Origin of the sequence: Flavobacterium sp. ACAM 123 (assembly GCF_000264055.1) — a bacterium.
GTDB lineage: Bacteria > Bacteroidota > Bacteroidia > Flavobacteriales > Flavobacteriaceae > Flavobacterium.
In genome coordinates, this window is sequence record NZ_AJXL01000037.1 from 1 (window position 1) to 23319 (window position 23319).

Consider the following 23319-nt stretch of genomic DNA (forward strand, 5'->3'; position numbering starts at 1 on the left):
TTTTTGCCATTGTCTTGATTTTGTATAGTAAATATAACGAAAAAAATCAAATACTGTAACCAAAAAAAACACCCTTCAAAAAAAGGGTGTTTTAGGGATATTTATTTATCTCTAAGATTAGAATCCAACACTCCATCCAGAAGCCCATACTGGCATTCCAGCTCCGTTTCCAGCTCCAGTAGAAGCAGACTCTGAGGTTACTATTGCAGATACATTAGTGGATACTCCACTTGTTGCAGGTGAAACAGGATTTAATTTCCCTTTAGATTTTACAGCAACATCAGCAATAAAGTTAACGTTTACCGCTTTTAATGAAGTAGGTATGTAGGCGATAGTTTCATCATTTTCAACATTGAAGCCAGTTGCCCATCCGCTGAAAACAAGATTTGTAAAGATCCCTTTAGTACCTCTTCTTAATTTCATTGCATCGTTTTCTAGCCATGTGCCTGAAGTTGGCGCACTTCCTGGTCCTACAAGAGTTAAGTTTGTAATAGAAGGGTTAGCGATAGGTGTATTTAAGTATCCTAATTCAAAGTTATCTGCTTCAATTCCTCTATTTCCTTTTCCGAAATCTAATTTTCCGTACCAGTTTGTGTTTGTTCCAGACCATCCTTCAGTCCAGTCAAATTGGTCATCCTCATTTCCGATAGAAATCAAATTAGATGTATTTACGGTCCCTCCAAAGAATTCTACTCCGTCATCAGCTCCGTGGAAAAATTCTACATAATCAATTGTAGTTCCTGAACCAACACCAAATAATGAAAGTCCGTTAAATTCTTTTTCACTGTTAAAAGCAGCTCCGGCATATTCAATTCTTAAGTATTTGATAGACCCAGAATTGTCAGCAGAAGCAGTCCCACCGTAGCTTAAATCTGCAACTTCTGATTGGGCAGTTCCAGCACCACCATTCACACGGTTGATAGGTGCTTTGCCACAGATTACTAATCCGCCCCAGTCGCCAGCTGCTTTTGTAGCTAAACCACTTGTCATTACAACAGGTTTAGCGGCAGTTCCGTTAATATTTAATTTTCCACCTTGAGCGATCGCGATGTAAGAAGCTGTTCCTCCCGTTCCTTCAATTATTGTTCCTGCAGGAATAGTCAATGTAGCGCCACTGTTTACTTGAATCTTACCCGTTAATTTATACTTTTTTGTCGCGTCTAAAGTTACTTCCCCCTCGTTTATATCTCCTTGGAAATTTGTCGCATCTGCGGTAAATGTCGCGGAAGGAGGATTTGTTGGTGTTGGGTTGTCATTAGAAGAGCAGCTTGTTATTAAACCTGTGGCTAACGTTAAAATCCCGAATAATTTTGCAGTTGATTTTTTCATAATAGTGTAATAAAATTTTTATTTGTTTTCTTGGTACAAAGATGCGGTAAGTGTTCTTTTTAGATGTTATGTAAATATGATTGTTGGTTTAACAAAAGGCTACTTTTATATTAACTTAATGTTTCCAGGCTAACTGGAGTTTAACAGTAGGATCTGGGATTTCCCTCTTAATGCGTTATGTATTGGGGCTTACTTATCTAAATAGGCTATGGCAAGTTGCCATTTAGTTCTAAATAAAAAAGAGCAGCAATTAAGCTACTCTTTTAGGCGTTTTGTGGGCGGTGTTGTGTAGTTATAATTCGTAATTCAAACTTAAACTTATTGTCATTCCCTTTTTATAGGAAAGTACATTCACGTCACCACTTGCATTTGTTTGCACTCTGGTGATTGCTGGGTTTAATAAATTTTTTGCTACTAACCCTAATCCTAATTTTTCAGTTAGTTTAGATTTTGTAATAAAGTCCAATGAACCAAAAGCTTTGTCAACTAAATCTCCTTTACTACTTGTTCCAATGGCATTCACTCTATCTGAAAAGTAAGAATAAGCTATAGTTGTCGTGAGGTTACTATTTTTGTCATTCCATTCGTTAAAAAAAGTTAAGTCGGTATTTAATAATAAATCAGATGCTCCAGTAAATTTGCTTTTTGTATTTGTGAAATCCACTTGGTATTTTGTTTCTCTATTTACTTTGTCAGCATTTAATTCTTGGTTACTATACAAGTAAGAAGCATTGATTCCTGCAGATAGTTTCTTAGCATTGTGAGAATCAATATTAAAAAGTTGTTTTCGGTATTCTACCTCAGCACCAGCAACATAACCAAAGTCTCCCGTGTTGATGTACGAGATGTCATTTGAAGAGGAAGATATTGTTACTTCATTCATTGGGTTTAGAATGTATTTTCCAAAAGCGGTTACCGAAATCAGCTCATCACTTTTAGGAAACATTTCCCATTTGAGGTCTAAATTATAATCATCTGAAGCATATAGATCCTTATTACCCACTTTCACTTGTAGCACTTCTTCATAAATGAACGGTGCTCTTTCTTTAAATTGGGGCAGTGTGTACGTTTTGCTTAATCCTAAACGTAAATTTTGTTTATCATTTAATTCATATTTCAAAATTAAACTGGGTAAGAAAGCGGTTTTTTCTAATTTGTCCTCACCTATGGCGCCTAATTGTGTGTTCCAACTTACTTTTTGCGTTATTTGTTCCCCTCTAAGGCCTAGTACTGCAGTTAATTTCTTGAATTTGTATTCCGTATTTGCAAATGCGGCGTGTATAGTTTGGTCTCCTCCGTATGTTTGTGGGTCTAAAGCGTTGTATACTTGCGAGTTTCCACGGAAAGTGGCAATAGAGAAAGTGCCGTTGTCGAAGTTGTCTTGGTTGTAAAACAAATCTAAGTTATTAGGATCAACAATAGTATTGGTGTACCCATTGTTAGCTTTGATATTGAATTGAGTAGCTTGAAATCCTCTTGACTTGATTCTTTCATTTAGACCAAAAGTAACTTTTCCTAAAAAATCACCTTCTTCGTTTTTATTAAATTGGTAATCATATGATGCATTTGCTGCGAGTTCATCTTCTTTTAATTTTTGAAAGTATCTGTGGTTGTCAGGAGCTGAGATGCTTGACAATTGGTAACCTGTAGCCTCTTTTCTAAAAATGTTTTGGACTCTGTCTGGCATACTTCCATCAATGATATTGTATGAAACTCCCCAATTCAATTTAGAACGTTCGCCAAATTTGCTTTCTCCTAAAATTTGGTTGATCCATAAACTGTTTTTTTCGTAGTTAAAACGACGAATTAAGCCATTCCCGTCATTAGCAATATCTACAATGTATCCTGTATACTCTTCTTTGGATTGAGTTGAGGTATTAATATAAAGTGAATTGAAGCTTACTTTGTTGTTGTTGTTTATTTTGTAACCAATATTAGTCATTCCGGTAGTATTAGTTTCATATTTTAGTTCCGTATAGTTGTTAAAGTCTTTATTAGCAATTCCGTTGCCGTTAACGCTCGCTTTTGCAGTACCATCACTTTTTGAAGTAAAGTTATTGTTAAAAGAAGCAGTTGCAAAAAAGCTAAGTCTTCCTTCTGAACCTACATCAAATGACTTCCCCCCAGAGATGCCAAAAGAAGTAGCTATTGGAGTATAATTTTTTAATTGAAGAGAGCTATAATTGTATTGGGTTAGCGGGTTGTTTGGAATTGATTTGTTTGTAAAACCCAATCCGTCAAAACCTTTTTGCAATTTAAAATCACTTTCTGCAATTGCATTTGTGTTTGCTTTTGAACCTACCTCAATTTTCAAAAATCCGTTTCCTTTGTAATCTTTTGAAATAATGTCAACATTACCTCCAGCAAAGTCACCATATATATTTCCTCCATAGACCTTATCAATAGAAATATACTCCACAATGTCTGTAGAGAAAATTTCAAGGTTTAAGTTTTTCTTTTCAGGATCGTTTGAAGGAATTGGCAAACCATTCATAGTGGTAGAATTGTATCGATCTCCTAAACCTCTTACAAAGATATTCCCTGAGCCTTCTTGTTTTGTAATACCACTAGTTTTAGTAACGGCAGTTGCGACATCACTAACTCCTTTTCTTGCTAACTCTTGCGAACCGATGCTTTGTTTTATTTCAACAGCATTCTTCTGGTCCAGTAACAAGGCGGTTTCTTTTTGTTTGTTAACAGTTGTAGTGATTATAACATCATCTAGCTTGTAGCTGGACGATCCTAATGCTTTGTTTAGTGTTATTGTTTCCCCGCTTTTTACTAAAACAGGAACCTCTGTTAATTCGTAACCAATAAAACTATACTGTATGATATAGCTTCCCGCTGGAGCATTAAGTGAATACTTACCATCGATATCAGTCGTAACATTTATTTGAGTTCCTTTTAATAATACGTTTGCAAAAGGTAGCGTTTCGTTGTTTGAATCCTTATCAGTTAGTACTCCAGAAATAGTACCTTTATTTTGAGAGAAAGCAAGGGCACTCATAAAAAGCGTTAAAATGAACAATGTAAGTTTCATAATTTGTTTAATTTTTTGCAAAGTAATGGTGTCTTTGTAAAGTCTGCGTTATTGCGAGGTTACTATTATGTTTGTTAAATATTACTAAATAGTTACCAAATCAAATTACGGTTAATACTGACTTTTTGCTGTTCATTTATTATTACATTTACCAATGCAAACGTAAATTTGCCAAATATGAAAAAGAAACATACCAAGATTTTACTCGTTGATGACGAACCAGACATTTTAGAAATTGTTGGGTACAACCTCACTCAGGAAGGGTATCAAGTTTTTACGGCAGCAAATGGAAAAGAAGCGATTGCTAAGGCTAAAAAGGAATTGCCGGATTTGATCATAATGGATGTGATGATGCCTGAAATGGATGGAATGGAAGCGTGCGAAAACATTAGAAAAGTTCCAGAGTTAAGTAATGTCCTTATTACTTTCTTGACTGCCAGAAGTGAAGATTATTCACAAGTTGCGGGATTTGAAGCAGGAGCGGACGACTATATCACAAAACCGATAAAACCAAAATTATTGGTCAGCAAAGTAAAAGCATTGTTACGTCGCTTGAAAGAGAGTGAGCAAGACAGTGGGACCTTAAACGTAGGTGGAATAGAAATAAATCGCGAAGAATATAAAATAGTAAAGGATAATATCGAAATGGCGTTACCCAGAAAAGAGTTCGAGTTGTTTTATTTGTTAGCGTCTAAGCCAGGAAAAGTATTTAAGCGGGATGAGATTCTTGATAAAGTTTGGGGAAATGAAGTGGTTGTAGGAGGAAGAACGATTGATGTTCATATTAGAAAGCTCCGCGAAAAAATAGGGGAAGATTTTTTTAAAACCATCAAAGGGGTTGGTTATAAATTTGAGGTTTAAATTAACTACAATTAAATTTGTTCGTAAAACAGGGAGGAGGTCTTCTTTATAGACTCGATTAAATAGACAACGTACGCAGTGAAAAATGAAAATAAGTTTTAAAAAAACCTATAAGTTTGCCGTAAAATCAGCATTGTATATCACCCTTTTTTCAACGGGATTTGTGATGCTGCTGGTATCTACTATGCTCAAGTTGCCTTTCCGTAGTCTGTATTTATTTGGTTTTATTTTCATGTTAGTTCTCTATCTCTTTTCATTTATTGTTTTACAGTATCGAGTAGAGCGTTTTATTTACAGACGCGTAAAAAAAATCTATGATGACGTTTCGCTGTTGGAATCTAGTACATTTATTAACCAACCCATTACTACAGATATGGAAACCTTGACTAGGGAGGTAAAGAAATTTGCGACTGATAAAAAATTAGAGATTGAAATGCTACAGGTTAGAGAAGAATACAGGAGAGAATTCTTAGGTAATGTTTCACATGAACTGAAGACTCCTTTATTTACGGTACAGGGTTACGTGTCCACTTTATTAGATGGGGCGATGGATGATAAAGTAATCCGAAAAAAATATTTAAAACGTGCCGAAAAGGGAGTGGAACGGTTGATTTACATTGTAAACGACTTAGACATGATAAGCAAACTTGAGGTTGGAGATTTGAATTTAGATATTTCAGAATTTGATATTGTTGAATTAATAGAGAATGTATTTGAACTACTGGAAATGAAAGCAGAAAAAAAGAGAATTACGCTTTCGTTTGAGAACTACCATCTCTTACCTAACTATGTACGAGGAGACAGAGATAGAATTCAGCAAATTATCGAGAACCTAATTGTTAATTCAATAAAATACGGAAAACCTGGCGGGGCAACTGAGGTCTCCGTAGTTAACTTGACAAAAGAAAAGGTGCTAATCCGTATTAGTGATAATGGAGAAGGAATAGAGAAGCAAAATATCCCCCGACTTTTTGAACGTTTTTATCGGGTAAATAAAAGTGGGTCCCGCTCAGAAGGGGGTTCGGGATTAGGACTTGCAATTGTAAAGCATATCATAGAAGCGCATAAAGAAAAAATATACGTTGAGAGCGAATTTGGTGTAGGCTCAGAATTTTCTTTTACGGTTGCAAAAAAACAGTAAAAAAACACAAAGGGACTGTTCCTAATTTTACAGAAACAGCCTTTGATTGATAGCTCAGAGGTTCGTTTTTTTAATGTTCCTGCTTATCGTATCACCTCTACTTATTGCGAATTCTTAAATTACGCGTATCATGTAAATATAGTATGAAAATAGTCTGATTTTAGTGAACCGTATTGAATACCTAAGTTGGACTAACTACATAAGACTATGGAAAGATAAATAGGCATTCCAAATGTTATATTAAAAGGAAAGGTAATAGCCAATGCCATAGGGAGGAAAATTCCAGGATTTGCCTTTGGAACTGCAATTTTCATGGCGGCTGGTACCGCAATATATGAGGCACTCGAAGCTAGGACTGCAAAAATAAATCGGTTACCGATGTCATCTGTTATAAAATGACTAAGATACGCAACGACAATTCCGTTTAGCAGTGGGATGATGATCGCAAATAGAAAGCTGAACCATCCACTTTTGAAAAAGTCATTTAATTTTCTACCGCTCACAATTCCCATATCAAGTAAAAAGATGGCTAAGAACCCTTTGAACATGTCTGTGGTAAAAGGTTTGATTCCTAGGGCTTGTTGATCACTAGCTAGAAAACCTATAATTAAACTTCCCGTGATTAGCAGTACACTGCCATTAGTAAAGGAGTGTTTGATAAGAGAACTTATTTTGGTACTGTGAACATCTTTTTTACTGAATAGTCGAATTAAAATCACTCCAACTATAATGGATGGAGCTTCCATAAGAGCCATAACGGCAACCATATGACCGCTAAAAGTATAGTTTTGCATTTCTAAGAAAGTAATTGCGGTTACAAATGTGACGGCACTGACAGAACCATAAGCCGCGGCAATGGCGCCTGAATTGTCGATACTAAAATGCTTTTTAAGAATGAAAAAGCTATAAAGCGGTATTAGCACTGCGATTAGAACTCCAAATGCCACTGACCAAATGATGTCAATAGTAAAATGACTGTGTGATAATTCCTGTCCTCCTTTGAAGCCAATTGAGAAAAGAAGGTAAAGGGAGATGAATTTAGATGAGTTTTCTGGGATTTCTAAATCACTTTTTAGACGTACAGCGATGATGCCGAGTAAAAAGAAGAGTAAGGCTGGATTCGTGATATTTTCAAGTAGTAAATCGAAATTCATTTTTTGTAGGAGAATTTATTTTTTTGTAGCCCTTTCAAGTCGGTCGTTAATGGTTCTTCCCAAACCATGATCAGGAAATCTTTCGGCGATAATTACATCAAGTTCTAATTGATCGAGTTTATGTAATGCATTGTATAATTGGGCTGCCGCTTCCGTTAAATCTCCAGAAGGGGATAAAACGTGTTGTGCTACTATGTTTTTATGTTCAAAACGATCTTGGTAGGTTAACAACCCTATTCTTTTTGTTTCAAATAATACCAGTGATTGAGAAATAGTTTCTGTTAATACGGTCGCGGTTTTTGGCGCATAATGTTTTGAAAGCATCCCAGGAGCTAATGGCGCTTCTCCTTTGTGTATTTTTATTTTTAATGAGCCAATAACAGCTTCAATTTCTTCAATTGTTATGGAACCTAATCGATACAAAACTGCTGATTCATCCTCAAAACCAATTATCGTAGACTCTATTCCGCTGCGGCATTCGCCACCTTCTAAAACAGTCAACGAAGATGTTGCAAAATAGTTCGCTACATGTTCCGCTTTCGTTGGACTTATGGAGCCAAAGGGATTTGCACTTGGAGCAGCCAGTGGAAAGTCCAATTGTTCTAAAAGAGCTAATGTTACGGGGTGATTAGGAACTCGAACCGCAACAGTATTTTTTCCTGCAGTAATTAAATCTGGGATGGTACTTTGTTTTTTTAAGACTAGGGTCAATGGTCCTGGCCAAAAGACATCTGCTAACAACTTCGCTTTTTCGGGGACTTCAACAGCAATCTTATTTAAATCAGCGACTGATTTGATATGAACGATAAGTGGATTGTAAAAAAGGTCTTTTTTTTAATTCGAAAATCTTTTTTATCGCTTTGTCGCTGAAAGCATTACCCGCCAGCCCGTAAACGGTTTCCGTTGGAATAGCAACAATTTCATTTTTATTTAAAAGGGCTGCGGCATCGCGAGATGAAGTGCTGATTAAAGCCATGTTTTTTTAAATTTTTAAGCTATTGGTTCTAATTTTTTTTCGGGGACTAAGGATATCTGGATAGTTCCTTCTATTTTAAACTCCATGTCGTTTGGGATGGAGTAATTGATTAAGTCTGTAATGTTTTCAGAAGCAGTGGTAAGCAGCTCAATTCTGCTTTTAGAATGATCCGTATTCTCACTAAATCGGATCTCGTTACTGAAATTTTCCAACTGATGAAAGTTGATTTTACTGTTTATTAAACCCAATAAAATTTTCTTTGCCTCTACTGGCGTGTACTGTCCTTCTACTAATTGGAATTGGTAGTCTTTTCTTTTTTCCATTGTTTTATTTTTTGCAAATGTAGAACCGCTAATTCATATATTTTTATTTATATTTGTAATGGAATATATAAAAATATTTTATGAACTATACGTTACATCAATTGTATGTTTTTCTTAAAGTCACTCAAAACAAGAGTATCACTAAGGCTGCCGTGGAGTTGCACCTCACACAGCCAGCAGTTTCAATACAATTAAAGAATTTTCAGGATCAATTTGAATTCCCGTTAACAGAGGTTATTGGTAGAAAGCTGTATGTGACAGATTTTGGTAAGGAGATTGCCATCGCTGCAGAAAAAGTTTTAAATGAAGTTGAGGCAATCAACTATAAAACGCTGGCTTACAAAGGAGAATTAAGCGGGCGCTTAAAGATTTCAATTGTATCTACCGGTAAATACGTGATGCCCTATTTCCTAGCCGATTTTTTAAAGAGTAATCCTGGCGTAGATTTGATTTTGGATGTCACTAATAAGAAACAAGTTTTAGAAAGTTTAGAGAACAATGAGGTAGATTTTTCTTTAGTTTCGGTATTACCAGATTCCTTACAAATTGATACTGTAGAGCTACTGCCTAATGAACTTTATATGATGGTAAATTCAGAGCAAGTATTCGAAAAAGACCTTTACAAGGTGTCTATTTTAGAGGAATTAGCGGTTATTTATAGAGAGCAAGGTTCTGGAACACGGTACATAATGGAAAAATTTATTGAAAACAATAATTTGAATGTTCCTAAAAAGGTTGAGCTCACTGGAAACGAAGCTGTAAAACAAGCTGTTTTAGCTGGATTAGGCTGCTCCATAATGCCATTAATAGGAGTAAAGAACGAACTAAGCAATGGAAGTTTGCAAATTGTTCCTGTAAAAGGTTTGCCTATCAAATCAAACTGGAATTTAATTTGGTGGAAAGGGAAGAAGTTTTCGCCGGTAGCGACTGCATATTTGGACTTTATTCAAAATGAAAAAGAAAGGATTATTGAGACGTCTTTTAAATGGATTAAGGATAAAAATATAGGTACTAGAAAATAGAAACGAAAATCATAAAGACATTAGTTATATTATATTGTTGTTTTTTAATGGGGTATGTAACTTGAATAAACAAGAACTCACTATCTGTTTTATTTTGAGAAGTAAAACATCTGAATTAAATATTGATTATGAGGTAGTTAAATTACAAGGTTGATAAAAAATTCTACATTTATGGTGTTATGGTCAAATTAAACAATCTATTATATGCAAACTGATTTGAGTTTGTGGATTGGTTTTAATGTGTTTGTCTTATCTATGCTCGCATTAGATTTAGGAGTTTTTAATCGAAAAGCACATGAAATAAGCATTAAAGAGGCTTTGATCTGGACGGAAGTTTGGATAATGTTAGCAATGTGTTTTAGTATAATTATCTATTATTGGCATGGAGAGGTAAAAGTAGTAGAGTTTCTTGCGGGTTACGTTATAGAGAAAGCGCTAAGTGTAGACAATATTTTTGTATTCGTTTTAATTTTTTCTATTTCAAAACGCCAACGATTTACCAGCATAAAATTTTGTTTTACTCTTCTTTCGTTAATTTAAAAGTGCTTATAGTTAATAAGTAACTCAGTGTTTTTGTAAGTTATTTTTTGGTTTTTATATTGTTAAAAAAATGTAAAACAAAGGTTAATTTTTTAATGGTTTGCTAACGTTAACTTAACATTACGGTTTAATCTTTGCCAAAAATTTAGCAACCCATTTAATCATGAAAAAACTTTTAATTGCATTTTTTATAATTAGTACAGGAGTACTGCAGGCGCAAGACATAAACAAAGATGCAATTTCAAAAGAAGTTGTCCGTGTTTTGGATTCTATAAACAAAGTAAAGGTAGCTGAAGAAAAAGTAAAGCCTAAAAAAGAGTCCCAATGGTATGATAAAATAAGCATTAGAGGATATGCTCAAATACGCTACAACGGATTGTTGTCTACAAATGATAAAGTGTCATGCGAGCAATGTGATAAATCTTGGGGAACAACGGCTGCTGGCGATGCTGTGAAATCAAACAATGGTTTCTTTATTAGAAGAGCACGTATTATATTTTCAGGACAAATACATCCTAATGTGTTTTTCTATATTCAGCCGGATCTAGCAAGCTCGCCAGCTTCAGGAGTTAATAATTTTCTTCAGCTAAGGGATGCTTACTTTGACTTATCATTTGATGCAAAGAAAGAATTTCGTGTAAGGATAGGGCAAAGCAAGGTTCCTTTTGGGTTCGAAAACATGCAGTCTAGTCAAAATAGACTGACTTTAGATCGTAATGATGCTCTAAATAGTGCTGTTGCAAATGAACGAGATCTTGGTGCCTTCTTCTATTGGGCACCTAGTAAAATAAGAGATCGTTTTGCCATGCTTGTCAAAGATGGATACAAAGGTTCAGGTGATTACGGTGTATTTGCATTTGGAGTATACAACGGTCAAACATCAAATAAGTCAGAAGGGAATAGAAACCTTCACGTAGTAACTAGAGTAACCTATCCGTTTGTAATAGGAAGTCAAATTATTGAGCCAGGGATTCAAGCATATACAGGTAAATGGGCTTTTGGAAACGAAATTTCACAGGGTGTAACTGTTAAAGACAAACAAAATACGCTTGATCAAAGAGTAGGGGCGACTTTTGTGCTGTATCCAAAACCGTTTGGTGTTCAAGCGGAATATAACATTGGGAAAGGGCCTCGTTATAATAAACTGACAAATTCTGTAGATGTTTCTAATTTAGATGGGGGTTATGTTACCTTAAACTATAAGTGGGATTTGCCAAAAAATCAGTTATTATATCCATTTGCTAAATTCCAATACTATGATGGTGGAAAGAAATTTGAAAAAGATGCCAGAAGCTACACGGTGAGAGATTATGAATTAGGTTTAGAATGGCTGCCTTATAAAGCATTTGAATTCACTGCAACTTGGGTTATCGCTGACAGAACTTTTGAGGATAGTGTGCTGAGGAACAATAGACAGCAGGGAAATTTACTGAGGTTACAAGCGCAGTTTAATTTTTAGAAAGATACAATTCAATAATACAAAAAAAACATCAGAGGCTCTTATTGAGTATTTGATGTTTTTTTATTTCTCAAAATTTCGGTTTATTTATAAATTACTGTAAATGTGTTGTTTAACGCTTATGATTACTTTGATTTATTATTTTGTTAACCTTCGCATAACACTAAAAAGCTTTCTTAACATTAATTTTGCGCCCTGATAACAAAACAATAATAAATTATTAAAATGAAAAGATTTTTATTTGGTACGGTGCTACTGTTTACAATATTTGCATCAGCCCAGGAAGATAAAATAGAGAAGAAGGAAGTTATTAAAAAAACAGAATTAGCACAATACCTCAATTCAAGTAAAAAGCTTGGATTTACTCAAAAGGATAGTTTATTTCAAATGAATATTGGATTCCGAGTTCAAAGTAGAATTGGTTATGGTAAGGAGGATAGCGAGTCAGGGGTTGTAGAAGGTGAGATTAGAAGAATGAGATTGAAGCTAGACGGTTTTGTTTATAATCCTAGGTTTGGTTATAAAGTAGAGCTTGGTTTTTCTGCGAGAGATATTGGAACTGTAGTGGTAGGGAATAGTGGAAATGTAATTTTAGATGGAGTATTCTTTTATAAAGCAACACCTAATTTTACAGTAGGTTTTGGTCAAACTAAATTACCAGGAAACAATCAACGTGTAATATCTTCAAATTCGTTGGAACTTACAGATCGTAGTATCAATAATTCAAAGTTCAATATTGATCGTGATTTTGGAGTGTTTTTAGATTACTCGGAGGAAAATCCAGCGCATTTTTCCTATGCTTTAAAAGGCGCTATTACTAAAGGTGAAGGTAGAAATTGGGTAAAAACACAAGACGACGGAATCGCTTTAAGTGGTAAAGTGGAGTTATTTCCTTTAGGCGCATTTACTAAAAACGGATCAAATTTTGAAGCAGACTTAATGAGAGAAAAAACGTTAAAATGGATGATTTCAGGAGCTTTTAGTCAAAATAATAATGCGCTAAGATCGCAAGGACAGTTGGGTAGTAGTTTATATGAGTCAAGAACGCTTCAATCTTTGTTCTTTGATACCATGTTTAAATATAACGGCTGGACGGCTATGGCGGCTTATATGTCAAGAGCGACAGATAATCCTATTACTGTGAATCCTTTGGACAGTACTAAAAAACAAGCGGTTTTTGTAGGTCATGGAGTTGATGCTCAATTAAGTTATCTTTTCCCTTCTAATTATCAAATTATTGGTAGGTTCTCTACTCAAAAGGTAGATGCGGGCATTCAAACATTAAGCCCAGATATGGATGAATACACGATTGGATTATCTAAATATATATTTGGGCATAAAATAAAACTACAAGGAGAGTTTTCTTATGATAATGTAAAAAGTTATAATGGGGACGTCCATAACAATTGGTTTGCTCGTTTTCAAGTAGAAATTGGTATATAAAAAAGGTTTCGTTGAAATTGCTTTTGGTTTCTAAAAGTGTAAATAATAAATATTGCATAATATTAGCTTAACGCAGAGTTAACATTGAATCATTACTTTTGTCAAAAATTAATAAAACCAATAAAAACATAAAATGAAAACATCAAAATTATTTTTAATCTTACCTTTAATAGGTATGTTGAGCTGTGGTAAAGCAAAAACTGAAGATAAAGGAACAGAAGGTACTGCAACTGAAGTATCTGTAACTATCAAAGGAAGTGATACTGTTTTGCCTTTGGCACAAAAAGAAGCGGAAGAGTTGATGAAAACAAATTCTGACGTAAGCGTTACCGTTGTAGGTGGTGGATCAGGTGTAGGAATAACTGCAATGATTGACGGGACTACTGATATCGCAATGGCTTCACGAGAATTGAAGACGGAAGAAAAAATGAAATTTGCCGATGAAAAAGTGGAGATTGAGCAAGTTATAATTGCATATGACGCATTGACAGTAATTGTTAATCCAGCAAATACCGTTTCTAAATTAACTCGGGAGCAATTAGAGCAAATCTTTACGGGAGCAATTAAAAACTGGAAAGAAGTGGGTGGTGCTGACGAAAAGATAGTGGCTTACTCAAGAGAGTCTTCCTCTGGGACATATGAGTTTTTTAAAGAGGAGGTTATGGACAAGAAAAACTATGCTACAAATATATTGAACTTACCGGCAACTGGAGCAATCGTTCAGGCAGTTGGGCAAACTAAAGGTGCTATTGGTTATATCGGATTGGCATACGAAACTAAAGAAGTAAAACAATTGGCGGTGTCTTATGACCAAGGAAAAACTTTTATTGAGCCATCTGTAGCTAGTGCTAAAGACAAGTCCTATCCAATAGCGAGACCATTGTTCTATATGTTCGATAAGAAAAATGCTGCTAAAGTGAAACCAGTTGTTGACTATGCACTTTCTGCTGAAGGACAAAAAATTGTTGGAGAGGTGGGTTATATTCCATTGAATTAACGAAGTTTAATTTTATATATTCGAATAAAGGTTGTCTCATTAGGGGCAACCTTTTTTTTTAAAAAAAACAGGTAATAGTTTTAGAATCGCAGGAACCGCTTAACATTAAGTTAACATAAGGTTAATGATGCGGACACATTCAGCACGTTTGGCTGGTGTAATTTTGACGAAAATAAAAAACACTCTTTTGAAAACAAATTTTAAACAGATTAAAGAGAAGGTGATTGAAGGTATTTTGATGTTAAGTAGCGCTGCTACTAGTATCACAGTGATTTTGATTGTCTTTTTTCTATTTATAGAAGGTGCTGGGGTTTTTACCAAAAAGCCAATAGATAAGGGGTTTTTATTGGCCGTAAATGGGTCAAATCCAGTAAATAGATTAGAGCCATCACAAATAAAAGATGTTTTTGATCAAAAAATCACCAATTGGAGTGAGCTTGGGGGGAAAGATGAGCCTATCGTTTTGTTTAGAACAGGAGATATAACAGATTACTATACAGAAGAAGAGCTTGGAGAAAACTTTGTTAATTTCCCTGATAAGATAAATGAGCTTATCGCTAAAACGCCTGGGATCATTGCGTTTTTCTCTGATAAGTATGTAAACAAGGAATTTAAAGGAAAAGAACTCGATATAAATAAGATTACCGTTTATAAATTTTTATCCGGTGAAGAATGGTTTCCTACCGCAGAGCCTGTTGCTCAAATGGGCGTTAAACCTTTGATATACGGTACATTATGGGTGAGTTTTGGGGCTATTCTTTTGGCTTTGCCAATTGCTTTGGCGGCAGCTATCTATTTAAGTGAAATTGCAAAGAAAAGAACTCGTAATTTAGTAAAACCGTTGATTGAGCTTTTGGCCGGAATCCCATCTGTTGTTTATGGGTTCTTTGGATTGGTGGTTATTGTGCCTTTAATTCAAAGTCTTTTTGGCTTACCCGTTGGTGAGACTGCTTTAGCGGGAAGTGTGGTGCTTGCAATCATGGCTTTGCCCACGATCATTACTATTTCTGAGGACGCAATGCGCAATACACCTCGTGCTATGAAAGAAGCTAGTCTGGCTTTAGGGGCTTCTCATTGGCAAACGATTTACAAAGTCGTAATTCCATATTCTGCCTCTGGTATAACTGCTGGTGCTATTTTGGGAATAGGGCGCGCTATTGGGGAAACTATAGCTGTATTAATGGTGACTGGAAATGCTGCGGTGATACCCCATACTTTTTTAGCGCCCGTTCGAACAATTCCCGCAACTATCGCAGCGGAATTAGGTGAGGCTCCAAACGGAGGCTTACATTATGAAGCCTTGTTTGCGTTGGGTTGTATTTTATTCATAATCACTTTTGTGATTAATATCTTAGTAGAATTAGTGACCAATAGAAACTCTCATAAAAAACATTAACATGAGTACTGAAAATAATTTAGCAAAGAAAAAAAGAAGAACTCAAAACATCGCTTTTGGGATTTTTACTGTCGTAAGCTACGCTATTGTAGCTCTCCTGTTTATAATATTAGCTTTTATAGTGACTAAAGGAATTGGAGTAATCAGTTGGGAATTTATCAGCGCTATGCCTAAGAACGGAATGACCGAGGGAGGAATTTTTCCAGCTATTGTGGGAACGCTCTGTTTGGTGCTAGCTAGTATGATTTTTGCCTTTCCAGTAGGGGTCCTAGCAGCGATTTACATGACTGAATATGTGAAGGACGGATGGCCTAAAAGAATTATTAAGCAAATGACAAATAATCTCGCAGGAGTGCCGTCAATTGTATTTGGACTTTTCGGAATGTCATTATTTGTGAATAAGTTGGAATTTGGAGACTCGATTTTAGCGGGTGGATTAACATTAGGATTATTAGTGCTTCCCGTCATCATAAGAACAACAGAGGAGTCACTAAAATCAGTTGATGATACATTTAGACAAGCTAGTTTTGGGTTGGGAGCAAGTAAGTGGGAAACGACAAGTAAAATTGTATTTCCAATCGCATTTCCTAATATCATTACGGGATTAATATTATCTATCGGAAGGGTTTCTGGAGAGACAGCTCCTATTTTATTTACCGTTGCTGCCTATTTTTTACCTAAATTGCCCACTTCTATTTTTGATCAGGCGATGGCATTGCCTTATCATTTATATGTGATTGCAACCAGTGGTACTGATATTGAAAAATCAAGATCGATGGCTTACGGTACAGCACTTATATTAATTGTTATTGTATTAATTTCTAATATATTGGCGAATGCCCTTCGTAAATATTATGGAAAAAAAGTAAAAATGAATTAATGTCATTAACTAATTTGTCATGGTTCGATTATAAATTGGATTAGAATTAAATGAATTACACAACGACATTGTAGCCGAATAATTGAATTAAAGAATAAAAATAAAGGGATAACATGCAGAAAATACAATCAAACAACGTAAATTTTTACTACGGAGAAAACCATGCTTTGCGCGACATTTCTTTATCGATGAAAGAGAATACAGTTACAGCATTAATTGGACCATCAGGATGTGGTAAATCAACTTATCTGCGTTTGTTAAACAGAATGAATGACCTTATAGACGGTACCAAAATGACCGGAAGTATTGTTATTGATGGAAAGGATATTTACGAAAAAAGTACAAATGTGGATGCTTTGCGTAAAAATGTAGGGATGGTATTTCAAAAACCAAATCCATTTCCAAAGACTATTTACGAGAATGTAGCTTATGGGTTGAGAGTAAATGGAATTACTGATAAAAATGAAATTGAAGAGCGTGTTGTTACTACTATTGAACAAGTGGCGCTTTGGGATGAGGTAAAGGATAAACTAAAAAAGTCAGCTTTTGAGCTTTCGGGAGGACAGCAACAACGATTATGTATTGCTCGTGCGCTGGCAATAAAACCTTCTATCTTATTGATGGATGAGCCAACATCGGCATTGGATCCAATTTCCACTTCAAAAATTGAAGAACTTATTTACGAGTTAAAAAACAAGTATACGATCGTTATTGTAACACATAATATGCAACAAGCAGGTCGTGTGAGCGACACTACTGCTTTTTTCTATATGGGCAAATTGATCGAAGTTGATAAAACAAAAACTATTTTTACAAAACCAGCGATCAAGCAAACGGAAGACTATATAACAGGAAGATTCGGATAAAAATGATTTTGATATGTATTCAGAATTTTGTAGATTTAAACTTTCAAATCTTTAGATAAAAATGGCATCACACTTAGAAACAGAACTTGGTAAGCTCAGGGGTATAATTATAAAAATAGGGGGTCTTGCTGAAAATCAGGTCGCTGAAGCTGTTAAGGCTGTGCTTTCAGAACCCGTTTTAGAAAGTAAAGAAGTAAAGAAAACAGAAAACAAAATTGATAAACTTGATGTAAAAATTGATGATATCTGCCAGAGTGTTTTCGCTTTGCAACAACCTGTAGCGTCCGACTTGCGATTTATCATATCTGCAATGCAAATTAGTAGGGAGATTGAAAGAGTGGGTGACCTGTCAATGAGTATTATCAAACTGACCAAGAGTATCAAAGAGAAACATGAGCTCATAACAAAGTATAATATTGCTGATATTGTAAGAGAAGTACAAGATATTACAGTAATGACAAATGAGTGTTTCCTCAATATGGATGAAACCAGTATTGAAGAAATTTTTAAATTAAACAGTGATATTAAAAGTAAAAGCAGCGATGCAATCGATAATATCATTGGAGAGATGAAGCATAATTCTAAAACAGTTGTTTCTGGAACTAATTTAGTTATTGCATTGAAACATTTTGAAAGAATTGCAGATCACAGCACAAACGTTGCAGAAGCTGTTTTTTTTATGATTAATGCAAAGACTATTAAACACGAGAAATTTTCAGATAAGCATTAATTTAATGCCCGATACAATTCAATTTTAAAGCTGGTTTTCATATCTAACAAGGATAGTGAAACCAGCTTTTTTAATGAAACTACTGTTTTATATATCAAAAACACCAAATAGTTTTTTCCAATCAGGAGTATGATCAAAGCATTGCAATCCACTATACTTCTTTGTTTTGGGCAAGTAATCAATTTTAAAATCATCTTGTTCTGCATAAGGAGCAACACCTTCTTCTTGCAATTTTTTTGCCAAGTATAATTGCTCATATTGACCTGGAGTTGGTATAAAAAAGGCTTTTTTACCCAGTCTTGTCAGATCCATAATTGTTGTATAGCCCGAACGTGCCAGAACAAGATCACTTTCATTAAAAGTTTGCTCTAGTTGACGGCTAGTCATAAAGTTAAAATAAGTAATGTTTTTCAGCTGTTCTTTCTTTTGCTCTTGTGCTACAATTCCTTTAATGAATACTACAGCACCTCGATAGCGCTTTAACTCGATTTTCAGGATAGATTCCAATAATCCTCTCTGTGGTTCAGGGCCGGATAGAATGACCATCAAATCATAGCGGCGCGGGGTTTCTTTTTTATGCATACGACTTAATGTACCAATGTATTTAGGTACAAAGCGCAGATGATCTGCGTGACTTAATTTTCCCGCCAGATTGGGCTGGCCCGCAACATCAGGTATCCAGCACTGCGTATATTTTTTAATGATATTTTGATGCAGTTTACTCGTTAACCAAGTCGTTTTTCCAGTCATCACGTTAAGCTGGTGTGTTATATACACAGAGGGAATGTTTTTGTTAAAAACACCCAATCTGTTATCTGATATGATTCCGTCGATGTTGTATTGTTGCATCCATGAAGCCACCAGTTTTTTTTCATCCCACATGGCTTGCATCATTTTTGGGGCTTTTTGTAACATTTTCCATTTAAAGTTTTTGCCATTTTTAGCATACTCTATTTGATAAGAAGGTAACTCGAGCATTTTAAGATAAGGGAATTCTTTGCGCAACAGGTCAAGGGCTATTCCGTCAGAAGCAATTATCGGAATGTGATTGCGTTCTTGCAATGCCTTTATTATAGGGATGCAGCGCGTTGCATGCCCCAAGCCCCAGTTCAAAGGCGCAACTAAAATAGTTTTCGGGGCATTGTTAATCTCCTTCTGTATTGACATGGCTGCTTTTTTAGCGAAAGATACACAAACAAAGGTTTTTTAAAGAAATATTTTGCATTACTAAAACTTTAAATTATGATCTGTTATTCGAATTAAAAATAGGCGCGTAACTGAATGTTTCCTGTATGAATGGGTTGACTTGATTCACTTTTCCTTCCTTGGTAATTGAAATTAATATCCAGGAATTGGGTTATTTTTTTTTGCAAGAGCAATCTCCAAGTAATGTTTTGACCCGTTTGTAAGCCTTCGAGCATCTGAAAACCAACAGCAGAAAATTCATTGCCATTAAATTTATTCTGATAAAAGGAAACCTCACCATTCATTGTGATTTTTTTCTCGCCTGCGTATGAAAAGGAAGTTCCAAATCGATTTTGTATTAAGGTCTCAAAATTACCAATCTGGTTTTTTTTGTTTTGTAGCTCGTAAAAAACATCCCAGCTGGTATTTTTTGAAAACAGATAACTAATTTTAGGAGCTAATTGATACCCTTTAATAGTATAATTGTTTTCGGGAAAATTTTCCGAAGCTGTAGCAGTTTGTATTGTTTTAGCAAAGTTGCCAAACAACCAATTTTTCCTATACAAATGCGAATATTGCATTTGATGAGAACTGGTATTAGACTCCCGCGATCCTATAGAAAGTAAGTTTTTTGTTTTGTTTTCTAAATAAGAGTAGGTAACGGAGTGCTGTTGTTTTCCTCTATTGTAAAACAAACTATTTCTAAAACTGGAACTCAACCCTAAGACATTTTCCTGTGAGGAATTAAATGGGTTGAGTTGGAAATTACCACCCTCATTTTTGGTTTTTCGATCAATTATGAAGGAAGTCTGATTGTAAAAAAACGAACTGAATTTCTTGAATCCTGTTTCATTTTGCCATTGGTTTGGATTTAGGATAATCGATTGAGAAAATTTAGTTTGGTGTGTTTTTATATACACACGATTGGGTAAGTATACCCTAATGTATTTAGCCTGATCGATAAATGGAGCGACTTCAAACTCCTGTAATTCCTGAATTCCGTTTGCATTATAATCATTCCAGGTATAAACACCTTGGTCGGTTGGGACTTCGAGATAAGTGAATTCCTGTTGTGGCAATGTTCCCGAATTTGTTTCATAAGCACTTGTCGCCTGAATCAGTTGATTGAAAAAGCGGTCATTGTAGAGTATTCGTGAATTCAATGAAGGCTCTTTCTCCTTTGTAGAATCTACAAAATCCAAGACCCTATAATTAACATAAACAGACAAGTCACTTTTTTCTGTTTGAATTAATTTAGATTTAAAATAGTAGGTTTGAGAATTATTTACCCTTTGTATCTGTCCATTCTGAATACTATCGTTGGTTCTTTTCAATACGCCCAATTCGACAAATACTTTTGTACTATCTCCGCGGCCAGCAAACATTCCATATTCTGAAAATCGCTGACTTAAATCTAAAAATTGAGCGGATACTTTGTTTTTCTCCTGATTGTCCTCAAATCGTTGGCTTGTACCAATCCAGTTTTTATCAAAATGAAACCGGACTTGGGATTGGTTTCTAATGAAATTCGATGTAGTATGCGTACCGTCGCTTTTTAAATAACTTCCCTGATTTTGAAAGCTCCAGTTTTTTAGCTTAAAATATCCATTTAGACTATGCCTATTTCCTGAAAAATTTTCAGAGAAATCTAGTTTTTCAAACTGATATTTTACAACGCCGCTGTTATTCGGTTTTATTGCTGGGTCTAATTTAAAGTTCAAACCCGATACTAGTAAACTTTGATTCCCTGCTGCTGTCGTGCCTAGGTTCCAATCTCTGTCAAACTCAATAGTGTAAAGTCTTTCTACGGTTCTGAAATCCTTTTGGGTAAATTGATAATTGGCAAAGGCATCGATAATCCATTTTCTTGAAAACAAGCGTTGTTTCGCATTTATTTTAGCGCTTACTCCTTGATTGTTTGAATCGTCAGTAGCCGAGAAAAGATTAGCGTCGTTGTTACTAACAGCAATTTCAAAATCTACCTTTGTTTTTTCTGAGGGGGCATACGTACCTAAAAAGGTAGCCATTTGAATTTTAGTAGGTGCGACAAGTTGAATGATTGGGGCGTAAGTTCCTTGGGGAATAGTATTTATTGGAGCTATGTATTCGAAGATTCTACTAATACTTGCCTCGTTTAGCACTCTATAATTGCCTTTATTTGGTCCTACGACACTAAACCGGACATTGAACAATTCTTCTTGGGGGTCATTTGAATATTCGAAAATTTCAATAGCATTAACCATCCTCTTTCTGTAAAGTACTTTATTATCTGAAAACGAATCGGGATAAGCAGATGGGGCTATCATCAATTCTTGATTGTCTCCGGCATTAACCAGAATTTCGGCTTGCTCTTTGGTCAGGTTTTGCTGTAAGGGTTGGTTTTTGATATCATTTTCAGAATAGAGATAACTACCAAAGCTCCATTTTGCATTTTGATGCGTGGCGCCTGCATAAGTTACAAATCGGGTGTAATTCCTGTCGGAGTATTGGTATTCAATAGCGATACGCATTTCAGAGGTGATGGTAAAAAGGGGTGTAAATGTTATTTCCCCCGCGTTATAGTCAATCGTATAATCATTATTTTCTCCTCTTTCTAAAAGTAGGCCGTTTACATATACGCGCTCAGAACCAGATATGACAAGTACGTATAATTCGCCATTTTGGCCTTTTAGTTTATAGGGACCTTGGCTACCTTCTACTCCTGTGAAATTACTTTTGGCATATTGTCCCCGTACTAAGGCTGCAGATGCGAAAACGGTAGTTTTATTTTCAGGAGTACCAAAATTAAAATTGGCAGAAAGCCCTTGTACCTTCTTGTCAAAGGTTAGAAACTTGCTTGCGTGATTTTCAAGAAAGAGATCTCCAGCCCGGATAGTCCATTTTTCACTTAGTAGCTCCATGAAAATATTGTCAAACTGGTCTAAGCGCTGCGAGTAGCCGCCATCTTGTAAAGGAATATTACTATCCTGCAGTGAAGCGCGTAAACTCACTTTTTCAGATAATTTACCTGTGATTTGTAAATCCAGATTGGAATTGAGTACCGTGTTTTGATTGTTACCAATGGTTACTCCCCGGGTAATGCTCCCAGAAGTAGTCAAGCCATCAAAAGGGATGTTTTTTTCAGTAGGATTACTGGTTATTTGATACAATTTATCCGAATTAATATCATTGCTCACCACCCGACTCGGGTCATAAATACGGTATTCTTTTGTGAGAAAATCAGGAAATTTGAGGTACTGTACCGTGATAGAATCGGATTCAAGAAGAAGATTTTTTTTTAACAGTAAAGTTCCTTTTAGAAAATCTACTTTATAGAAAGCACTGTCTATGGGACTGTTTTTGGTGTCAAGCAATATGAAAAAAGACGCATTTAGGCTTTCACTTTCTACATAAATGGTGTCACGGGAAACCGGAATTTTCTTAGTTTTGTATAATGATTTATCTTCCTGAGCATGGAGCTCAGAAAAACAGATAATCATCGCCAAAAGCAATATTTTTTTTACCATCAAGAGAATAACGTCTTTAAATCAAAAGTAGTGTATTCTATATAATTATGGTAAGGACAAGGCAGCAATTACAAAATGGAGCTTAAGCTTAGTTCTAAATAATAATGTATTCTAGTTAAATTCTTTTTCTAAACGTAGCATTTTTCATGAAGGTTTTAATTGTTTATTTACTTTTGATGATTCCTGTTCTAAAATACAATTTAAAGTTTATTGTATATAATTGATACTATTCAGCTGACATTCATAACAAGTGAGTTCTTCCGGACACTTCGGGATTGGCTGATAGAATTAGAATAATTACGAAAATTTAATAGCTACTATCGATAACTTTCGGTAGTAGATAGAACTTTTATTTTATCTATTGTTCTCTATATTAGAATTAAAGAAGTATTTTGTTTTTATCAATCAGTAGTCTATATAGCTTTAAAAATCACTCGAGCTGACGTGAAGTTTGTAGAGAAAAGTCACTTT

19 protein-coding genes are annotated in these 23319 nt (G+C 35.2%); 11 read left to right on the top strand and 8 right to left on the bottom strand.

Going from position 1 to position 23319, the window contains the following annotated elements:
• Window positions 1–117: 117 nt before the first annotated feature.
• On the bottom strand, window positions 118–1329 hold the full coding sequence (locus A3SG_RS0108635) for a hypothetical protein (protein WP_016989635.1): 1212 nt from the start codon (window positions 1327–1329) through the stop codon (window positions 118–120).
• Between the two features lie 292 nt (window positions 1330–1621).
• Window positions 1622–4369 (bottom strand): TonB-dependent receptor, encoded by a 2748-nt coding sequence (locus A3SG_RS0108640; protein WP_016989637.1) that lies wholly within the window; start codon window positions 4367–4369, stop codon window positions 1622–1624.
• 177 nt (window positions 4370–4546) lie between these two features.
• Here A3SG_RS0108640 and A3SG_RS0108645 point away from each other — a divergent pair, with 177 nt between their 5' ends.
• A complete protein-coding gene (locus A3SG_RS0108645; RefSeq protein ID WP_016989638.1) occupies window positions 4547–5230 on the top strand; it encodes a response regulator transcription factor in 684 nt (227 codons plus the stop codon).
• A gap of 85 nt (window positions 5231–5315) precedes the next feature.
• Window positions 5316–6371 carry a sensor histidine kinase gene (locus A3SG_RS0108650; protein WP_016989639.1) on the top strand — a complete coding sequence of 352 codons (1056 nt, stop codon included), beginning with the start codon at window positions 5316–5318 and terminating at the stop codon, window positions 6369–6371.
• Window positions 6372–6562: 191 nt separating this feature from the next.
• On the opposite strand, the gene A3SG_RS0108655 is transcribed toward A3SG_RS0108650, so the two are convergent.
• Genes A3SG_RS0108655 through A3SG_RS19470 form a run of 4 tightly spaced genes read right to left on the bottom strand, consistent with a single transcriptional unit; the run spans window position 6563 to window position 8824 of the window.
• A complete protein-coding gene (locus A3SG_RS0108655) occupies window positions 6563–7525 on the bottom strand; it encodes a sodium-dependent bicarbonate transport family permease (protein ID WP_016989640.1) in 963 nt (320 codons plus the stop codon).
• A 15-nt stretch (window positions 7526–7540) separates the two neighbouring features.
• Complete coding sequence (locus A3SG_RS19465; RefSeq protein WP_316945221.1) at window positions 7541–8332, bottom strand: L-threonylcarbamoyladenylate synthase; 792 nt, start codon at window positions 8330–8332, stop codon at window positions 7541–7543.
• Entirely contained in the window at window positions 8307–8501 is a 195-nt protein-coding gene (locus A3SG_RS22960) for an L-threonylcarbamoyladenylate synthase (protein WP_316945220.1), read from the bottom strand. The genes A3SG_RS19465 and A3SG_RS22960 overlap by 26 nt, the downstream gene beginning before the upstream one ends.
• A 14-nt stretch (window positions 8502–8515) precedes the next feature.
• The gene (locus A3SG_RS19470) at window positions 8516–8824 is read right to left on the bottom strand and encodes a hypothetical protein (protein ID WP_016989641.1); all 309 of its coding nucleotides are present in this window, start codon (window positions 8822–8824) and stop codon (window positions 8516–8518) included.
• 80 nt (window positions 8825–8904) lie between these two features.
• Here A3SG_RS19470 and A3SG_RS0108670 point away from each other — a divergent pair, with 80 nt between their 5' ends.
• The 9 genes from A3SG_RS0108670 to phoU all read left to right on the top strand — a co-directional run bounded on the left by A3SG_RS0108670 (window position 8905) and on the right by phoU (window position 18157).
• Entirely contained in the window at window positions 8905–9846 is a 942-nt protein-coding gene (locus A3SG_RS0108670; protein WP_016989642.1) for a LysR substrate-binding domain-containing protein, read from the top strand.
• 204 nt (window positions 9847–10050) lie between these two features.
• Entirely contained in the window at window positions 10051–10386 is a 336-nt protein-coding gene (locus A3SG_RS0108675; RefSeq protein WP_029596692.1) for a hypothetical protein, read from the top strand.
• Window positions 10387–10549: 163 nt separating this feature from the next.
• On the top strand, window positions 10550–11845 hold the full coding sequence (locus tag A3SG_RS0108680) for a porin (RefSeq protein ID WP_016989643.1): 1296 nt from the start codon (window positions 10550–10552) through the stop codon (window positions 11843–11845).
• A 225-nt stretch (window positions 11846–12070) separates the two neighbouring features.
• Window positions 12071–13288: a hypothetical protein gene (locus A3SG_RS0108685; RefSeq protein ID WP_016989644.1), complete on the top strand. Its 1218-nt coding sequence runs from the start codon at window positions 12071–12073 to the stop codon at window positions 13286–13288.
• 133 nt (window positions 13289–13421) lie between these two features.
• Window positions 13422–14285 carry a PstS family phosphate ABC transporter substrate-binding protein gene (locus A3SG_RS0108690; protein WP_016989645.1) on the top strand — a complete coding sequence of 288 codons (864 nt, stop codon included), beginning with the start codon at window positions 13422–13424 and terminating at the stop codon, window positions 14283–14285.
• 187 nt (window positions 14286–14472) lie between these two features.
• A complete protein-coding gene (gene pstC, locus A3SG_RS0108695; RefSeq protein WP_035663645.1) occupies window positions 14473–15681 on the top strand; it encodes a phosphate ABC transporter permease subunit PstC in 1209 nt (402 codons plus the stop codon).
• Window position 15682: 1 nt separating this feature from the next.
• Complete coding sequence (gene pstA, locus A3SG_RS0108700) at window positions 15683–16561, top strand: phosphate ABC transporter permease PstA (RefSeq protein WP_016989647.1); 879 nt, start codon at window positions 15683–15685, stop codon at window positions 16559–16561.
• A gap of 113 nt (window positions 16562–16674) precedes the next feature.
• A complete protein-coding gene (gene pstB, locus A3SG_RS0108705) occupies window positions 16675–17427 on the top strand; it encodes a phosphate ABC transporter ATP-binding protein PstB (protein ID WP_016989648.1) in 753 nt (250 codons plus the stop codon).
• Window positions 17428–17488: 61 nt separating this feature from the next.
• Complete coding sequence (gene phoU, locus A3SG_RS0108710; RefSeq protein WP_016989649.1) at window positions 17489–18157, top strand: phosphate signaling complex protein PhoU; 669 nt, start codon at window positions 17489–17491, stop codon at window positions 18155–18157.
• A gap of 87 nt (window positions 18158–18244) precedes the next feature.
• Here the strand turns inward: phoU and A3SG_RS0108715 are convergent, their stop codons facing one another.
• Both A3SG_RS0108715 and A3SG_RS0108720 read right to left on the bottom strand, forming a co-directional pair.
• Window positions 18245–19324, bottom strand: coding sequence for a glycosyltransferase (locus A3SG_RS0108715; protein ID WP_016989650.1), 1080 nt, complete (start codon window positions 19322–19324; stop codon window positions 18245–18247).
• A gap of 92 nt (window positions 19325–19416) precedes the next feature.
• Entirely contained in the window at window positions 19417–22848 is a 3432-nt protein-coding gene (locus tag A3SG_RS0108720) for a hypothetical protein (protein WP_016989651.1), read from the bottom strand.
• Window positions 22849–23319 lie beyond the last annotated feature (471 nt).